Origin of the sequence: Streptomyces sp. CA-179760, assembly GCF_050937045.1 — a bacterium.
Taxonomy (GTDB): domain Bacteria; phylum Actinomycetota; class Actinomycetes; order Streptomycetales; family Streptomycetaceae; genus Streptomyces.
Window position 1 is genome coordinate 7,150,031 of sequence record NZ_JBNJLZ010000001.1, and the last position, 16,102, is coordinate 7,166,132.

Annotated in this window: 11 protein-coding genes and 2 pseudogenes; 9 read left to right on the forward strand and 4 right to left on the reverse strand. The window is 71.2% G+C overall.

Going from position 1 to position 16,102, the window contains the following annotated elements; translation table 11 throughout:
* The first annotated feature begins 16 nt into the window (after positions 1 to 16).
* Positions 17 to 481 (forward strand): hypothetical protein, encoded by a 465-nt coding sequence (locus ACQEV8_RS32590; RefSeq protein ID WP_432967287.1) that lies wholly within the window; start codon positions 17 to 19, stop codon positions 479 to 481.
* A gap of 245 nt (positions 482 to 726) precedes the next feature.
* Here ACQEV8_RS32590 and ACQEV8_RS32595 read toward each other — a convergent pair whose 3' ends face one another.
* The 4 genes and pseudogenes from ACQEV8_RS32595 to ACQEV8_RS32610 form a co-directional block, all read right to left on the reverse strand.
* Positions 727 to 1,341 (reverse strand): hypothetical protein, encoded by a 615-nt coding sequence (locus ACQEV8_RS32595; protein ID WP_432967290.1) that lies wholly within the window; start codon positions 1,339 to 1,341, stop codon positions 727 to 729.
* A 346-nt stretch (positions 1,342 to 1,687) separates the two neighbouring features.
* Positions 1,688 to 3,456 (reverse strand): annotated as a pseudogene (locus ACQEV8_RS32600) (helicase-related protein); the annotation flags it as partial.
* Positions 3,457 to 3,623: 167 nt separating this feature from the next.
* A complete protein-coding gene (locus ACQEV8_RS32605) occupies positions 3,624 to 4,514 on the reverse strand; it encodes an IS5 family transposase (protein WP_432973165.1) in 891 nt (296 codons plus the stop codon).
* Positions 4,515 to 4,625: 111 nt separating this feature from the next.
* Positions 4,626 to 5,151 (reverse strand): annotated as a pseudogene (locus ACQEV8_RS32610) (IS701 family transposase); the annotation flags it as partial.
* A gap of 205 nt (positions 5,152 to 5,356) precedes the next feature.
* Here ACQEV8_RS32610 and ACQEV8_RS32615 point away from each other — a divergent pair.
* The 8 genes from ACQEV8_RS32615 to ACQEV8_RS32650 all read left to right on the forward strand — a co-directional run bounded on the left by ACQEV8_RS32615 (position 5,357) and on the right by ACQEV8_RS32650 (position 16,102).
* Entirely contained in the window at positions 5,357 to 7,516 is a 2,160-nt protein-coding gene (locus ACQEV8_RS32615) for a RecQ family ATP-dependent DNA helicase (protein ID WP_432967293.1), read from the forward strand.
* A gap of 502 nt (positions 7,517 to 8,018) precedes the next feature.
* Positions 8,019 to 9,116, forward strand: coding sequence for a TauD/TfdA family dioxygenase (locus ACQEV8_RS32620; RefSeq protein ID WP_432967296.1), 1,098 nt, complete (start codon positions 8,019 to 8,021; stop codon positions 9,114 to 9,116).
* 16 nt (positions 9,117 to 9,132) lie between these two features.
* Positions 9,133 to 9,837, forward strand: coding sequence for an alpha/beta fold hydrolase (locus ACQEV8_RS32625; RefSeq protein WP_432967299.1), 705 nt, complete (start codon positions 9,133 to 9,135; stop codon positions 9,835 to 9,837).
* Positions 9,834 to 11,471: a condensation domain-containing protein gene (locus ACQEV8_RS32630; RefSeq protein WP_432967302.1), complete on the forward strand. Its 1,638-nt coding sequence runs from the start codon at positions 9,834 to 9,836 to the stop codon at positions 11,469 to 11,471. Before ACQEV8_RS32625 ends, ACQEV8_RS32630 begins: the two co-directional genes overlap by 4 nt.
* Positions 11,464 to 12,207 carry a phytanoyl-CoA dioxygenase family protein gene (locus tag ACQEV8_RS32635; RefSeq protein WP_432967305.1) on the forward strand — a complete coding sequence of 248 codons (744 nt, stop codon included), beginning with the start codon at positions 11,464 to 11,466 and terminating at the stop codon, positions 12,205 to 12,207. The genes ACQEV8_RS32630 and ACQEV8_RS32635 overlap by 8 nt, the downstream gene beginning before the upstream one ends.
* Positions 12,204 to 13,586 (forward strand): homocitrate synthase/isopropylmalate synthase family protein, encoded by a 1,383-nt coding sequence (locus tag ACQEV8_RS32640; protein ID WP_432967308.1) that lies wholly within the window; start codon positions 12,204 to 12,206, stop codon positions 13,584 to 13,586. The genes ACQEV8_RS32635 and ACQEV8_RS32640 overlap by 4 nt, the downstream gene beginning before the upstream one ends.
* Positions 13,583 to 14,392 carry a hypothetical protein gene (locus ACQEV8_RS32645; protein ID WP_432967311.1) on the forward strand — a complete coding sequence of 270 codons (810 nt, stop codon included), beginning with the start codon at positions 13,583 to 13,585 and terminating at the stop codon, positions 14,390 to 14,392. The genes ACQEV8_RS32640 and ACQEV8_RS32645 overlap by 4 nt, the downstream gene beginning before the upstream one ends.
* A 21-nt stretch (positions 14,393 to 14,413) precedes the next feature.
* Positions 14,414 to 16,102 (forward strand): asparagine synthetase B family protein, encoded by a 1,689-nt coding sequence (locus ACQEV8_RS32650; RefSeq protein WP_432967314.1) that lies wholly within the window; start codon positions 14,414 to 14,416, stop codon positions 16,100 to 16,102.

The window sequence follows — 16,102 nt, forward strand, 5'->3', positions numbered from 1 at the left end:
CCGGCCCGCGCCTCCGGTGCAACGTTCGTCGCGTGACGCAGCCGCCAAGCCCGGCCCGTCCGGGCCCCCGGCCGGTGCCGCCGCTTCGGCCGCCCCGCAGATCCAGCTGATCCCGGCTTCCGCACAGGGCGCGCTCGACGCCGCGGAGGAGGCCGTGGACCTGCTCCTGGACTCCGGTCGCGCCCCCAGTGACGTCCTGGTGATCACGACCGGTGAACAGCACCCGTGGGCCATCCACGAGCTGTCCTTCGGAGAAACCTCCTACTGGGCCCAGCACGACGCCCGTGACGACGTCTTCTACACGGACGCCACCGTCGCGGCCCGCGCCGCGTCGCGTCCGGTGGTCGTGGTCGCCGTCAACGGTGGTTCCGAGGCCGTAGCCGCGAGCGTGCTGTCCCTGGCCCACACCCGGGCGAACACCCTGCTGATCGTCTGCGGTGACCCGCAGCAGATCAACTCGGTGCTGGGCGCGGGCGTCTGAGCCGCTTCCTCAGCGTCCGGTCGGGCGCTGAGGAGGGCTTCAGCGCCGCTACGGCGTCTCCGCAGGGTGGGCGGTTCGTCATGCCCGGAGGACTGGACGCCGTGGCTGCGTACGGGTTTTGCGCGGTGGGGAGACGCGCCCGGCGGCCCTGTGCTCGTCGGTACACGGGCTCTTATGCCGCGCCTTGAGGGCACAGCCCTGGAGGCACGGCACAGCACCCGTGCGAACGGTCGGGCCAGAGGGTTTCAGCGTGCCGCCGCCGCGCGGCGCAGGACCTCCGAGGCGGCGCCACCGGTGCGCGGCAGCGGTGGCACCGCCTCGGACGCGGCGAACGGCTCCGGTGCCGAGGCCGAGTGGGGGCGGCGTCCGCCGCGGCCTTCGCCGAGGACCTGCCAGCCGTCACGCGTCAGCGTGATGTACGCCCCGCAGCGCAGCCCGTGCAGGGTGCAGGCGTCGCGCAGGCCCCACATCCACGCGCCGTCCTCCTCCGTCCAACGAGCGTCGCCCTCACGGCAGTAGAGCAGCACCGCGGTCCGCACCGGGGTGCGACGCCGCAGATCGTGCGGGATCACCCGGCGCAGCTGCGCGAGCAGCACGTTGCGGAACATCCAGCCGTCGGCCAGGGCCGGGCGGCGGACGAACGAGGCGCTCGCCCGCAGCCGCTCGTCCGGGTCGAGCACGGCGACGACAGCCGTCGCCGGCTGCGGGTGGTGCCGGGCATGCAGTCCGCTGACGACCTCACGGGGGTCACGCAACAGTGGGATCCCGGCGGCGGCCCATTCCGCGGGTTCGAGCAAGCGGTTGGCGGAAGCGGCGGACGTCGACGCCGCTGCCGAGGCCGGAGCGAATCCGAAGGTCACGGTCCTCCCTTCGGCTACGCGCCCACACTGCGGGCGAGGTCGGATTCCTGGGAGCGCGCACCGCAGCGAAGCCCTACCGGATCGGCGGGCGCGCCGTGCGGGAGCGGACTTCAATTCTTCCTGTCGAACTTGAATGCGGCAACGAGCAATTGAGGCCGTCGACCGTTATCAGATGATGCGCGGCTAATATCCCTACCCAGTGCGCCGCCGGGCCACCCATGGGGCGTTCGAGCACGACACGTTCGTACGCCACAGGTGTGTGCGGCGTCCAGAGGGGTGCGCAACTCGTCAGGTGGCGGGTGCCCTGTGCTCCTGAGCCGACACCTTGCAACCGGAGGCTCGGCCGTCAGCCCTGCAAGGCCAGTACGAGCGGCAACACCCCCTGCGCACCGGAGCATGCGGGCCGCGACCGCGAGGGTCCACCCGGTCTCCGTGTAGTCGTCCACGAGGAGGACCGGCCCCTGGGCCTCGGCCAGGGCGGAGGCGAGGGCGTGCGGCACGGTCAGAGCGCCGTCGAGTGCCTTCAGCCGCTGCGCGCTGTTGCTCCGGGAGCCCGGGTGCGCTTCGTCGGTGTACTCGATGGACCCCAGCAGCGGCAGCCGGCCGACTTCCGCGATGCGCGCGCCCAGGGAGTGGATCAACGCGGGGCGGGTGCGGGAGGCCACAGTGACGACGCCGACCGGGCGCGGCTGGGCATCCGATGTGCCGGAAGCCCAGCCGCCGGGACCCTTGGCCCAGTCGGCCAGCACGCCCACCACGGCCTTCGCCACATCGTCCGGAACAGGTCCGTCGGGGGCCTGGGGTGCGAACTGGGGCCGCAGCCGGTTGCCCCAGCCGATGTCCGACAGACGTCCCAAGGCGCGTCCCGACGCGGCCTTCACCGGCCGGGATACGTCCCTTGAGGTCCACCCCGATCGCCGGCAGCCCTGTGGGCCACATGCGCCGGGGCTCCACCTCGACCCCCGCCCGGCCCAGGTCCACGCGCGTGGCGTCGAGCGCCTCATCGGACGTCTCGGCGACGAAGCGGGGGCCCGTGCAGTTGTCGCAGCGACCGCACGGCTTGGCGGCCTCGTCGTCGAGCTGGCGCTGCAGAAACTCCATGCGGCAGTCCGTCGTCGACGCGTACGCGCGCATGGCCTGCTGCTCGGTCTCCCGCTGGCGTGCCACCCACGCGTACCGCTCGGCGTCGTACGTCCACGGCTGCCCGGTCGAGACCCAGCCGCCCTTGACCCGCCTGACCGCGCCGTCCACGTCGAGGACCTTGAGCATGGTCTCCAGACGGGACCGGCGCAGTTCCACCAAGGGCTCCAGAGCGGGCAGCGACAAAGGCTTCTCCGCGTGCGCGAGGAGATCGAGCGTTCGGCGCACCAGGTCTTCCGAGGGGAAGGCGAGCGACGCGAAGTACTTCCAGATCGCCTCGTCCTCCTTCCCCGGGAGCAGGAGCACCTCGGCGTGCTCCACACCGTGTCCCGCGCGGCCCACCTGCTGGTAGTAGGCGATGGGGGAGGAGGGCGAGCCGAGGTGCGCCACGAAGCCCAGATCGGGCTTGTCGAAGCCCATGCCGAGCGCGGAGGTGGCGACCAGCGCCTTCACCTTGTTGGCGAGCAGGTCCTCCTCGGCCTGCTGACGATCTGCGTTCTCCGTCTTGCCCGTGTACGGCGAGACCGTGTGCCCGCGCTGCCGGAGGAACGCGGTGACCTCCTCGGCGGCGGCCACGGTGAGTGTGTAGATGATCCCGGAGCCCGGCAGTTCGTCGAGGTGCTCGGCGAGCCAGGCCATCCGATGCGCCGCGTCCGGCAGCCGCAGCACACTCAGACTCAGGCTGTCGCGGTCCAGCGGGCCCCGCAGCACAAGGGCGTTCGAGCTGACGCCGGTGCCGAGCTGTTCCGCGGCATCGGCCGTCACCCGCGCGTTGGCGGTGGCTGTGGTCGCGAGCACCGGCACACCGGGCGGGAGGTCGGCGAGCATGGTGCGCAGCCGGCGGTAGTCCGGCCGGAAGTCGTGGCCCCAGTCGGAGATGCAGTGGGCCTCGTCCACCACCAGGAGCCCGGTGGCGGCCGCGAGCCGGGGCAGCACCTGGTGCCGGAAGTCCGGGTTGTTGAGCCGCTCCGGGCTACGAAACTGGGAAGGCATTCAAATTCCAGGCGGACTTGAGGTCCTGACCTGTGTAAACGTGTAGCGCGAGGGGTGTCAGGGCAGCGGTGCGGTACGACTGCTCTCTCGTTGGTCCCCCAGGTTTTCTGGCGGCACGGTCGCTGTCACTGCTGCGGGTAGCTGGCCGTTCAGGACTTCGGGTCGAGGGTGCGCGAGCACGGCTGAAGAGGCTGGTGGAACGGGGCTGGCTGGTGGAGGTGAGGCCGGGAAGATTCAGCCTGCCGGCAGGACAGCGGACTGATGAGACTGTGCGGCCAGGCGGCGTTCATCAGGGCGATCATCGACCAGCGGATGACTGCTTCGCTCGTGTCGGTGCGGCGTTCGTAGTCCCGGACCTGGCGCCGACTGCGCAGAAACCAGGCGAAGGACCGCTCGACGACCCAGCGGCGGGGCAGTGGCTGGAAGCCTCGGACTTCCTCACCTCGGCGGACGATGTCTAGGACGATCCCCAGATGCTGGCTGGTCCAGTCGGTGAGGTGGCCGGTGTAGCCGCCGTCGGCCCAGACCCGTGCCAGCCGCCTGAAGCGGCCGGTTGCTGTCGGCAGAAGGGTCCGGGCGCCGTCCCGGTCGGTCACGGACGCCGGCGTGACCAGCACGGCCAGGAGGAGCCCGAGCGTGTCGGTGAGCAGGTGCCGCTTGCGCCCGTCGATTTTCTTGGCCGCGTCGAGCCCGCGTGAGGTGTGGGCGACGGTGGCGTCCGCCTTCACCGACTGTGAGTCCACCACCGCCGCACTCGGCTCCGGACCACGGCCTTCGGCTTGGCGAACGGCCTGGTGCAGGCGATCATGCAGTTCGCCCACCAGCCCGGTGTCCCGCCATCGGGCGAAGAATGCATAGACCCGCGGCCAGGGCGGAAAGTCGGACGGCATCGCCCGCCACTTGATGCCCTTGTCGACGAGATAGCGCACCGCGTCGATCATCTGCCGGTGGCAGAACCCCTCCGGCCGGCCGCCTCGGCCCGCCAGCCAGCCCGGAACCGGCAGTAGATCTTTCACCACAGCCCACTCGGCATCGCTCATGTCCGAGCCGTACCGGGGCCGGCGCCCCGGCCGGTCGGCCGCGTTCCCGAACCTGTGGGCGAGACAGTCACACCCAGGAGTGGACGGACTGGACCCGGCAACCATGAACAGCCAGTTAGACACATGACTGACTTCCTCGGACACCCCGGCCCGCTGCCGTCGCCGGTCATCGTCCGCCCACTCCCGGGGCAGGAACAACTCCCACTCCAGCGGGCACGAGGCGGTGTCGGTGGCCGCGTGCACGCTGACCGCGACCTGACAGTTCGCCCCGCTTGCCCAACGCCCCGCGGTACTGCCGGGCCACCCCCACCGACGCGGTGCCGCACTTGGGAAACGACACATCGTCGACCACCCACACCTCAGGGCTGATCGCCTCGCACAGCCTCTGGGTGATCCGCCGCCGCACCGGCAGCGGATCCCACGGCGACTGGTTCACGAACTGCTGCAGGGCCTGCATGTTGCCGTCCGGCAGACGCTCGGCCATCGGCTGGATCGACTTCCGACGGCCGTCCAGCATCAGACCCCGCAGATAACACGCGCCCCACCGCCGCTGATCCCGCCGCGGCAGCGAGGCGAACACATCGGCAACGAACTCCGCCAACTCACCCCGGAGCCGTTCCACCTCCCCCAACCTCATACCGAAGAAGATGCCCACCACCAGGCGATATCACCCGGCGTAACGAAGCACTACTAGACTAGTGGTCTGCGGCCGGCCTGGTGTCGCGCCTACCCCGGCGGCGACTTCGGCCCCTCAGCCGATCCTGACCGGAAAGCGGATCGTGATTGGGGTGTCACAAGGGGTGAAGTGGCCGACAGTCCCTGCCATCGGGTTGCATGGAGACATGGACAACCTGGAGCTCCGTGCTGAAGCCGATGCCATCCTTGCTGAGCTAGTCGGTGCCCCGGGGGGTTCGGCGCGGTTGCGGGAGGACCAGTGGCAGGCGGTGGCGGCCCTGGTGGAGGAGCGTCGGCGTGCTCTGGTGGTGCAGCGCACTGGTTGGGGCAAGTCGGCGGTCTACTTCGTGGCCACAGCTCTGCTGCGCCGGCGTGGCTCCGGGCCGACAGTGATCATCTCGCCGCTGCTGGCGCTGATGCGCAACCAGGTCGAGTCGGCGGCGCGGGCCGGTATCCAGGCACGCACGATCAACTCGGCCAACCCGGAAGAGTGGGACACCATCTACGGAGAGGTCGAGCGCGGCGAGACCGACGTTCTCCTCGTCAGCCCGGAACGCCTCAACTCCGTGGACTTCCGCGATCAGGTACTGCCCAAGCTCGCCGCCACGACTGGTCTGCTGGTGGTCGACGAGGCGCACTGCATTTCTGACTGGGGCCACGATTTCCGGCCCGACTACCGTCGACTGCGCACGATGCTGGCAGAGCTGCCGGAGGGCGTGCCGGTGCTGGCCACGACGGCGACCGCGAACGCGCGGGTGACCGCGGATGTGGCCGATCAGCTGGGCACGGGGGGTGGGGATGCTCTGGTTCTGCGTGGGCCGCTGGACCGGGAGAGCTTGCGGCTGGGTGTGCTGGAGTTGCCGGACGCGGCGCACCGGCTGGCGTGGCTGGGGGAGCGGCTGGGGGATATGCCGGGTTCGGGGATCATCTACACGCTGACTGTGGCGGCGGCGGAAGAGGTCGCGGGGTTCCTGCGGCAGCGGGGGTTTCCGGTGGCTTCCTACACGGGGAAGACGGAGAACGCCGACCGGTTGCAGGCGGAGGAGGACCTGTTGGCGAACCGGGTGAAGGCGCTGGTTGCCACGTCCGCGCTGGGGATGGGCTTCGACAAGCCTGACCTCGGCTTTGTGGTCCATCTGGGGTCGCCCTCGTCGCCGATTGCCTATTACCAGCAGGTGGGGCGTGCGGGGCGTGGCGTGGATCACGCGGACGTGCTGCTGCTTCCGGGCAAGGAGGACGAGGCGATCTGGGCGTACTTCGCTTCGGTGGGCTTTCCGCCCGAGGAGCAGGTCCGGCGCACTCTGGCGGTGCTTGAGGAGGCGGGCCGTCCGTTGTCGCTGCCGGCGCTGGAGCCGCTGGTGGATCTTCGGCGCTCGCGCCTTGAGACGATGTTGAAGGTCCTGGACGTGGACGGGGCCGTCAAACGGGTGAAGGGTGGCTGGACCGCGACAGGGCAGCCGTGGGCGTACGACGCGCAGCGGTACGCCTGGGTCGCCAAGCAGCGGGAGGCCGAGCAGCAGGCCATGCGGGACTACGTGGCGACCGCGGAATGCCGGATGGAGTTCTTGCAGCGGCAGCTCGATGATGAGAAGGCGGTCCCGTGCGGCCGCTGTGACAACTGTGCCGGGTCCTGGCTCGATCCCGCCGTCTCTCCTTCAGCCCTTGCGGCAGCGACGGGAGAGCTGGACCGCCCGGGCGTTGAGATCGAGCCCCGCAAGATGTGGCCGACCGGGCTCGCCGCGGTCGGCATGGATCTTAAAGGCCGTATCCCGGTGGGCCAGCAGGCGGTCACGGGGCGTGCGCTGGGAAGGCTGTCGGATATCGGCTGGGGCAACCGGCTGCGGCCGATCCTGGCGGCGCAAGCGGCGGACGGGCCGGTCCCGGACGACGTGCTGGCCGCCGTCGTGACGGTGCTGGCCGACTGGGCTCGCTCGCCGGGCGGCTGGGCCAGTGGTTCTCCTGACGCGGTGGCGAGGCCCGTGGGCATCGTGGCCATGCCCTCCCGCTCCCGCCCCCAGCTGGTCGCCTCCCTGGCCGAGGGCGTGGCTCGTGTCGGCAGGCTCCCGCTACTCGGCAGCCTTGCCTACACCCCGCAAGCGGATGAGTATGCGGCGCACCGCAGCAACTCCGCCCAGCGGCTGCGGGCCCTGGCTGCCTCGTTCACTGTGCCCGACGAACTTGCCGCCGCCCTGGCCGCCGCCCCGGGACCGGTCCTGCTTGTCGACGACTACACCGATTCCGGCTGGACCCTGGCCGTAGGCGCACGCCTCCTGCGCCAGGCCGGAGCCGGCCAAGTGCTGCCACTCGTCCTTGCGTTGGCCGGGTAGGCGAACTCCGTTGGCTTTGGCGTCAGCCGGCGAAGTGCTCGTCTCCTGGTTGTCACGGATGGCGCAGGTCTGGAATGCTGCCGCGCCCTCGCAGGCGAAATGCACACCGCGAGCACGGCACCCAAGCGATACCGGCGCCCCTGGCGGCGGCGCGGGTCCGGCTACAAGTCCAGGACATCGGCCCGCGATCCGGAGAAACGGTCGGAGCGCTACTCCTCGGTCTTCGCGAGGGAACTCTTCCACCGTGACCCGGACGGCAGTTGCTTCCTATCCCGGTCGGGGTGAACCACTTCGGCTTCCGCATGGAGGACAGTCGGAAGCCCACGCCCGCCGTCCCACTCCACCGGGACCTGAATACCACGAGAGTGGCCGCAAGTCCCACCATGATAAGGGCGTCCGAACTCCTCCGTCTGTCCCCTTTAATGGGGACGCCGTAGCCCGTTGACTCGCGTACCCGGCCGACGAAATCCTTCTCTGCGAATTCACGGAGAGACGGGCGGTCGTGACGGTGACCATAGCGGAGACCGAGGAAACAGGTTCAGCGAATCCACTCGCCGAGGGTCCGACGGGGGCGGTCTGGTCAGGGGATCAACTCGTCGGCAGAGAGAAGCTGTGGCGTGTTCCCTTCCCGCCGGACGTGGCCGCCGAACTCGTACAGGCCGCCGGCTCGGCGATGTCGGGCGGCGCGGGCTTCGAGATCGGCGGGGCCGTTCCCACGGGACTGTCCCGTGCCCGGGCGTTCGCCGCCGGTCTGCGCCATCGACTGGCAGGCGGCCCGGGGTTCGTAGTCCTGACCGGGTTCCCGGTGGACCGCACCGACCCGCGTGAGGTCGAGATGGCCTACTGGATCCTCGGGCAGCTCCTCGGCCGCCCGGTCTCGCAGAGCCGCAAGGGTGATGTGCTGGGCCGGGTCGAGGACCGCGGCGCCGACGTGTCCAGTCCGGTGCAGCGGGGCTACGAGAGCTCTGCCGAACTGCCGTTCCACGTGGACCGTACCGATGTGATCGGCCTGCTGTGCGTGCGCCCGGCGCGCAGCGGCGGCCTGAGCAGGCTCGCGTCGTCCCGGTACGTGCACGACGTACTGGCGGACGAGCATCCGGAACTGCTGGCGGAACTGTGCCGGCCGTTCCCCAACGACCGGCGCGGCGAGGAACAGCCGGGCGAGGCCCCCTGGTCCGGCATCCCCGTGTTCAGCGAGACCGGCGGGGACTTCGCCGCCCGGTACGTGCGCCGCTTCATAGAGGGCTCGCAACGGCACGCCACGGCGCCGCGGCTCACCGAACGCCAGATCGCCGCCATGGACGCGCTCGATCGGACACTGCGGCGGCCCGGGGTCGCCCTCGACATGGAGCTGCGCGCCGGTGACCTGCAGCTCATCAACAACTTCCACATCTTTCACGCCCGGACGGCCTTCACCGACGGCGGCGGGCGGGGACGGCTGCTGCTCAGGCTGTGGCTGGCCTTCTCCGGCAGCCCGGAACTACCGGACGACTTCGCCTCGTTGTACGGCGCCACCGCCGCCGGCAGCTACCGGGGCGGGGTCTGGCCGACCAGCGTCACCCCGCCCGGGCTGGGCCGGCCGCTGACTGAGCTCCGCTGAGGCCGCGGAGACGTCGATGCCCTACGCACTGCCCGAGCTCCACCGGGTCGGCACAGTGGAACTTCTCGACCACGACCTGCTGTCGGGGACCGCGACCGGTCCCGCCGCACCGGGGTCCCTGCTGCTCCTGCACGGGTTCGGCGAGGACAAGACAGCCCTCCGGGCCATCGGTGACGCCCTCTGCCCCGTGGGCTCCGTCGCCGTCTACCCCTCGCTGCGGGCACACGGTGCCAGCCCGGCCCCGAAGTGGGGGTACTCGCCGCTGGACTTCGCCGCCGATGTACAGCGGATCCTCGACCCGCTGCCCGGGCCGCTGCATGTGATCGGCTACTCGTACGGGGCCCTGGTCGCTGCCGTACTGGGGGCCGCCCTGGGACCTCGCCGGATCGCCGGCGTCGTCCTCCTTGACCAGTCCTTCGAACGGCTCCCGGAACGCTACGAGGCCGACGACTGGGCTGAGGCCAGCTTCCTCAAGTGGCACTACGACTATCGCCACCTGCTGGACGCGCTGGATGGTCTGGGAATCCCCGTCCTTTCCGTCGTCGCCCGGCAGAGCCCGGTGGTTCCGGAAGCCGAGCGGGCCCGCATGCTCGCCCGCGCGCAACGCGGAGGACACTTCTCCTGCGTCGTCACGGAAGGCACCCACCAGTCTTTTCTGAAGGATTCCGTCATCGGCATTCTCGCGGAATTCTACGGCCGATCAATGGAGACCCTCACGTGACCGAGAGTAATACCGACGAAAGCTTCCCGGTCGCCATGAACGCTCTGTTGCGCATTCACCGCGAGTTGCTTCAAGCGCCGGACATCGCGCCCGACGACAATTTCTTCGACCGTGGCGGCAACAGCATCCTCGCCTTCCGGCTGATCCGCCTCGTGGCGGAAGAACTCGGGGTCCGGCTGTCCGCGCGTACGGTCTTCACCGCCGCCTCCGTGCGCGAGCTCGCCGAACGGATGGACACGAGCGCAGCGGTAGCGGCACCGAAGCCCGCCGCCCTGCAGTCCGACGGCCGTGCCTCGATGGCCCAGGAGTGGGCTGGATTGTCCGCGCTGGGCGATCCGGACGCACCGGCGCTCCAGTTCCACGCGGTCTACCGGCTGAGGGGCCCCCTCGAACCGGCGCTGCTGGAGGGCGCGTTGCAGGCCGTGGCCGAGCAGCACGCGACGCTGCGCACCGGGTTCGAGACTCGCGAGGGCACCGTCCGCCAGTACACCGTCGCCGGGGCCCGCGTGGAACTCCTGGCCGACGAGTTGTCGTGGCTCCCTGAGGACGAGCGGTCAGAGGAGGCGATACGGCTCCTCGACAAGGAGGTCCGCCGCACCTTCGACCGCACCGCGCCACCCCTGTTCCGGGCCCACCTGGTGCGCTGTGCCGCCGACGACCACTACCTGGCCCTGGTGTTCGACCACATGGTCGCCGACGGCTGGTCGCTGGACGTCCTGACCGCCGACCTGGCCACCGCTTACCGTGCCCTGGCCGCCGGTGAGCCGCCCCGGCTCACCGCCTCCGGCAGCTACGCGGAGTGGTCGGCACTGCAGTGGGAGAGCTTCCTCGACGGCCGCGGCGACGAGGTCGCACGCTACTGGCTGGACCAACTCGGCTCCGACCCCACGGCGTTGGAGCTGCGCCTGCCCGGCTATCTGCCGGACGGCGGTCTGCACGACCCGGCGAGCCTGGAGTACAACGTCCCCGCCCCGGCCGTGGAGGCACTCGACTCCTTGTGCGCACGTCTGCGCACGACGCCGTACGTCGTGACGCTCGCCGCGCTCAAGGCGCTGGTCGCACAGGGCACCGGGCGCTCCCGGGTCACCCTGCTGACCAGTGCGGCCAACCGGCTGGAGCCGGGCTTCCAGGACACCGTCGGCTGGTTCGCGAACGGGGTCTTCCCGACGACCGACGTCGATCTCTCCCGCGGCTTCGGCCATCTCGTCGCCGCCGTGCGGGAGACCGCGCTCGCCGCGACCGCGCACGGGGACCTGCCCGCCGCTTACGTCCGCGCCGTGATGTGGCCCGGCTCGGCCGCCGGCAACGGCGGGTTCCGCAAGTCGCCCGGCGTGTACTTCATGTTCAACGACGTGTGGGGCGGGTCGCTGCAGCTCGGCGGGACACGGGCCGAGCCGGTCTTCCTGCCGGAGACGGCGGACTCGCCCGGCCTCCACCTGTGGATGCTGCGGCATGGCCCGAACGTGCGCTTCACCGCGCTGTACTACCGCTCCGAGTACCCGGACGCCGTGGTACGGGAGTTCGCCCACGACTTCCTGGCCGCCGTCCAGGCCCTCGCGGCCCAGCCCGATCTGCCGGTGCGCGAGGTCCTCGCAGCCGGCCCCTCCTCCCAGCGACAGGACCGCCATGCCTGACATCGACTACGACTCCTACGCCCGCGACGGCCACCACCTGCTGCCCGGGCTCCTGGACGACAAGGACCAGCAGCTCGCCGTCGAGGCCTTCGACACCTTCGACGCCGCCGACGAGGTGCCCGCCGGCTACGAGGCCGAGTACGACCAAGGGGGCGCCGACGGTGAGGGCCGTAGGCTGCGCAAGCTGCGCCGGCTGCTGTGGAACGACCCCGAGCTGTGGGGTCCCATGCTGGTGCGCTCCGGCGTCACCGGCATCGCCCGGCGACTGATCGGCGACGGCGCCACCGTGGTGTTCCACGCCGCCTTCCTCAAACCCGCCTTGGTCGGAACCGAGGTGACCCTCCATCAGGACCAGGCCCTGTGGACGTACCAGTATCCGAAGGCGTTCAGCGTCTGGTTCGCGCTTACCCCGGTATCCCCGGCCAACGGCGGTCTCTTCGGCAGTCCCGGTTCGCACGCCGGCGGCCACATCCCGCACCGCGAGCGCCCGCACTACCGCTGGCACCCGGGCCTGGACGCCGTCGAGGACGGACTGCGCGAGCCCGTCCAGTTCGAGCTGAACCCCGGTGACGCCGTCATGTGGGACCGCCACTTCGCCCACGGCAGCGCCGCCAACACCTCACCGGACGACCGGCGCGGCATGGTCGTCGTCTTCGCGGACGGCTCCGACCCGGAGTTCCGCGCCAAGGACAGCTTCCCGCTCGCCGACCTCCAGGACCTCCGGGAGACCCGATGACGTACATCATCGACAGCACGCTGCGCGAGGGCACGCAGTCCGCGCACGGCCGCTTCACCCTCGAACAGAGCGTCGACATCGCCACCCTCCTGGTGCGCTCGGGGGCGGACGCCATCGAGTGCGGCCATCCCGCCGTCGGCCCGGAGGAGGTCCTGCGGACCGCCGCCGTGGTGGAGGCGGCCGGCGGCGTACCGGTGCTGGCCCACGCCCGCGCCCACGTCGACGACATCGAGGCCGTCGCCAAGAGCGGCGCGGCCTGGGTGGGCGTCTTCCTCGGGGTCAACGAGATATCGCGCCGCTCCCGGCTGCCCGGCCACAACGTGGAGGACCTGCACCTGCGGATCGAGGAGTCCGTCACGCACGCCCGGCGCCTCGGACTCCGGGTCCGGTTCACGGTGGAGGACAGCAGCCGCACGGAGACCGCGGACCTGGTCGAGGCCTACCGGATCGCGGTGGCGGCGGGAGCCGAGCGGATCTGCTTCGCGGACACCGTCGGAGTGCTGGAGCCGCACGAAGTGGGCGAGCAGATCGGCAGGTTGCGCGCGGCGTGTCCCGGCACCGACATCGAAGTGCACCTGCACGACGACCGCGGACTCGCCCTGGCCGGCACCCTCGCGGCGCTCGACGCGGGCGCCACCTGGGCCTCCACCTCCGTCAACGGACTTGGCGAGCGGGCCGGCATCACCGACTACGCCGCCCTCGCCACCAACCTCGACTTCCGCGGCACCCGGCCGCTGACCGCAGGTGAGCTGCTGCCCGAGCTCAGCCGACTGGTCGGCGCGCACTCCCGCTCGATGCCTGACCACCGGCGCCCGATCGTCGGCCGGGACGTGTTCCACCACGTCGCCAAGCTCCACGTGGCGGCCGTGGAGCGGGAGCCGTCCTCCTACGAGTGGATGGATCCGGCTCGGGTCGGCCGTACGGGCACCACGCACCGGGCGGGCCTGCCCGAGCGGCCGGAGGAGTGGATCAACGACCCGCAGATCATCTCCGCGACCGAACTGCGCCACCACCGCAAGGGCCCGGGCGACCGCTTCGTGGTCGTCGACAACCGGTTCGTGCCCGGCGCCGAGCAGTACTGCATCGCTCGCCGCATCCCGCTCATGGACGACTACGGCGCCGGGCACGTCGACACCCATGTGCACCACTGCGACAGCCTGTTCGTCTTCCTCGGCGAGGAGGAGGCGTACCAGGGCCTGTCCGTCGAGGTGACGCTCGGCGACCGCACGTTCCCCGTCCAGAGCCCGGCCGGCGTGTTCATCCCGGCCGGCGTCCCGCACGGCTACCGCGTCGTGGGCGGCGCCGGGACCTACATCAACCACGTACTGGCAGGCGACTACAACTCCAGCCTGCTCGACCCCGTAGGGAGCCACCAGTGACCACCACCGCGACCGAGACCGCGTCCGAGAACGAGAAGTCCGCCGCCTGGGACCTGATCGGCTCCCTGTTCTGGGAGTCGGGGCGCACCACCGCCAAGCCCAGCGACGAGGAGATCGGCCTGTTCATGGACGGCATCGGCGCCGGTGACACGTGCACCGTCGTCGGCGCCTCCACCAAGGACCTCGTCGAGGCGCTGATCGCGCGCGGCGCCGAGGTGACCGTCCTCGACTTCTCCGCGCGCATGTGTGACGACCTTCGCGCCGCGCTGCCCGCCGGTTCCTGCCGGGTGCTGCGGCACGACATCACCAGGCCCGCGCCCGAGGACCTGCGCGGCACGCAGCAGTTCGTCCTCAACGACCGGCTGGTCAACCGCTTCAGCGAGACCGAGGCCCGCCGGGGCGTCGAGGGCATGCTGGACCTGCTCGCCGACGGGGGCCGGCTGCACACCTCGATCAAGCTGGGCCTGTACCCGATGGACGAGCGCATGATCGCCGTCGGGCGTGAGCGCGGATGCCTGGAGCGCTTCTACGACGCCGACGCCAAGATCGTCGACTTCGCCGCCGCCGGGGACGTCCTGACCGACGCGCTCCTCCCGCACGGGGCCATCGACTCGGCGACCCTGCTCCAGTGGTACCGCGGCCGGGGACGGGAGCAGCGGTTCGACCACGACGACATCGTCGCCCTGCTGGACGCGGCGGACGTGGCCGGTCGCACTCTGGCCCTGCTGGCCACCACGCCGTTCGGGCAGGCACCGTCGACGCGGATGTACACCGCCGAGGCACGTCCCGCACGACAGGACGGCTGACCGGTGTGCGGCGTCGTGGGCGTGAGCCTGGCCCCCGCCCCGTCCCGGCGGTGGCGGGCCGACCGGCTGGCCCGGCAGGCCATCGGCAAGCTGCCGCACCGGGGCCCGGACGGCCATGGGGTGGTCGGTGACGACGGGTCCGCGGTGGCCATGTGCCGGCTGCGGGTCCGCAGCCGGCCGGGCGACGCCGTGCCCTTCGCCGGCCCGTCGGCCGCGTACGCCTTCAACGGTGAGGTGTACGTGGCCGGCGGGACCGTGCCGGCGGGCGGCCTCGACGAGGCCGAGGCGGTGCACGCTGCCGGGGATCCGTCCGGCACGGCACTCGACGGGATGTACGCCCTGGTCCGCCGGGCGCCCGACGGCTCGCTCACGGTGGGCCGGGACCTCCTCGGCATCAAACCGCTGTATCTGCGCCGCCACCCGGCAGGCGTCGCCGTGGCCTCGGAGATCCCGGCGCTGCTGGACTTGTTCGGGCCCGCCGAGGTGCGCCGGGCGGCCGTCGCCCAGTTCCTGCTGTACGGCCGCGTGGTCGACGGCGGCACCTTCTACGAGGACATCACGCCGGTGCCGCCGGGCGCCCGACTGCTGATCAAGGAAGGTCACGTACAGCACCTCGGCACGGACACGGTCGCCCCCGCACCACAGCCGGCCGGGCCCGGCGAGCTGCGGGCGGCCGTCGCCGAGTCGGTGCGGCGGCTGCTGGTGTCCGACCGGCCGCTCGGCCTGGCGCTCAGCGGTGGCCTCGACTCCACGGTGCTGGCGCTGGAGCTCGCCCGCCTCGGCGTCCGCGACCTGTCGACGGTCAGCGTCGTGCCCGACGGCAACGGCGACGGGGTCACCGACCTCTCCGCCCTCGGCCTTCCGGGCACCGTCTGGCACGGCTGGCGGCACCGCTGGGCCCGGTTCGGCCCCGACGACCTGCTGGACGGCATCCCGGACGCGGTGCGCGCGCTGGGCGAACCGACCGCCATGACGAGCGTGCCCATGTACGCGGAGCTGGCCCGGCTGGCCCAGGAAAGCGGCATCGTAGTCTTGCTGGCCGGTGAGGGAGCCGACGAACTCTTCGGCGGCTACCGCAGCTACCTCCGTCTGCCGGACACCACGGACCCGGCCTCCTTCTACCTCCCCACCGCCCGCGCGGACCTGCTGCGCTCGCTGCTGGACCCGGACGCCCACGAGGCGGCACACGGCGCGCTCCACGACGCCCTTCCCACCTCCGGGGATCGCCAAGTCACCGAGATAGTGCGGGAGTTCGAGTACACGCACAGTCTTGAACCGCTGCTGCGCCGGGCCGACCATCTGCTGATGGCGCGGGGAGTGGAAGGACGCACACCGTTCCTGCACGGTGGTCTTCCCGCCCTCGCGGCGGCTCTGCCGTTCGCCGGTCTGGTCGGTGGCGGGCAGACCAAACTGCCCCTGCGGCAGGCGTACGCCGCGGACCTGCCCGCCTACCGCGACGAGATCAAGAAGCCTTTCCGGGCGCCGGTCGCCGACTGGCTGACCGGCCCGGCAGCCGAGCGGGCCGTCGCCGGACTCCAGGGCCACCGGGACCGCCTGACCGGCCCCGGCCTCCGGCCGGAAGGCGTCGACCACCTGGTGGCCGGGCTACGCGCGGGCGACCCCACTGCTGCCGAACTCGCCTTCCCGCTACTGACGTTGGGGGCCTGGCTGGAACTGCGGGCCGACCAGAGCGCATCCCCGAGGAATTGA

What these genes read in the sequence shown, in the direction of transcription:
- ACQEV8_RS32605 (WP_432973165.1), bottom strand. Translation starts at nt 4,514, where the DNA reads ATGAGCGATGCCGAGTGGGCTGTGGTGAAAGATCTACTGCCGGTTCCG.
- ACQEV8_RS32615 (WP_432967293.1), top strand. Translation starts at nt 5,357, where the DNA reads ATGGACAACCTGGAGCTCCGTGCTGAAGCCGATGCCATCCTTGCTGAG.
- ACQEV8_RS32625 (WP_432967299.1), top strand. Translation starts at nt 9,133, where the DNA reads ATGCCCTACGCACTGCCCGAGCTCCACCGGGTCGGCACAGTGGAACTT.
- ACQEV8_RS32635 (WP_432967305.1), top strand. Translation starts at nt 11,464, where the DNA reads ATGCCTGACATCGACTACGACTCCTACGCCCGCGACGGCCACCACCTG.
- ACQEV8_RS32640 (WP_432967308.1), top strand. Translation starts at nt 12,204, where the DNA reads ATGACGTACATCATCGACAGCACGCTGCGCGAGGGCACGCAGTCCGCG.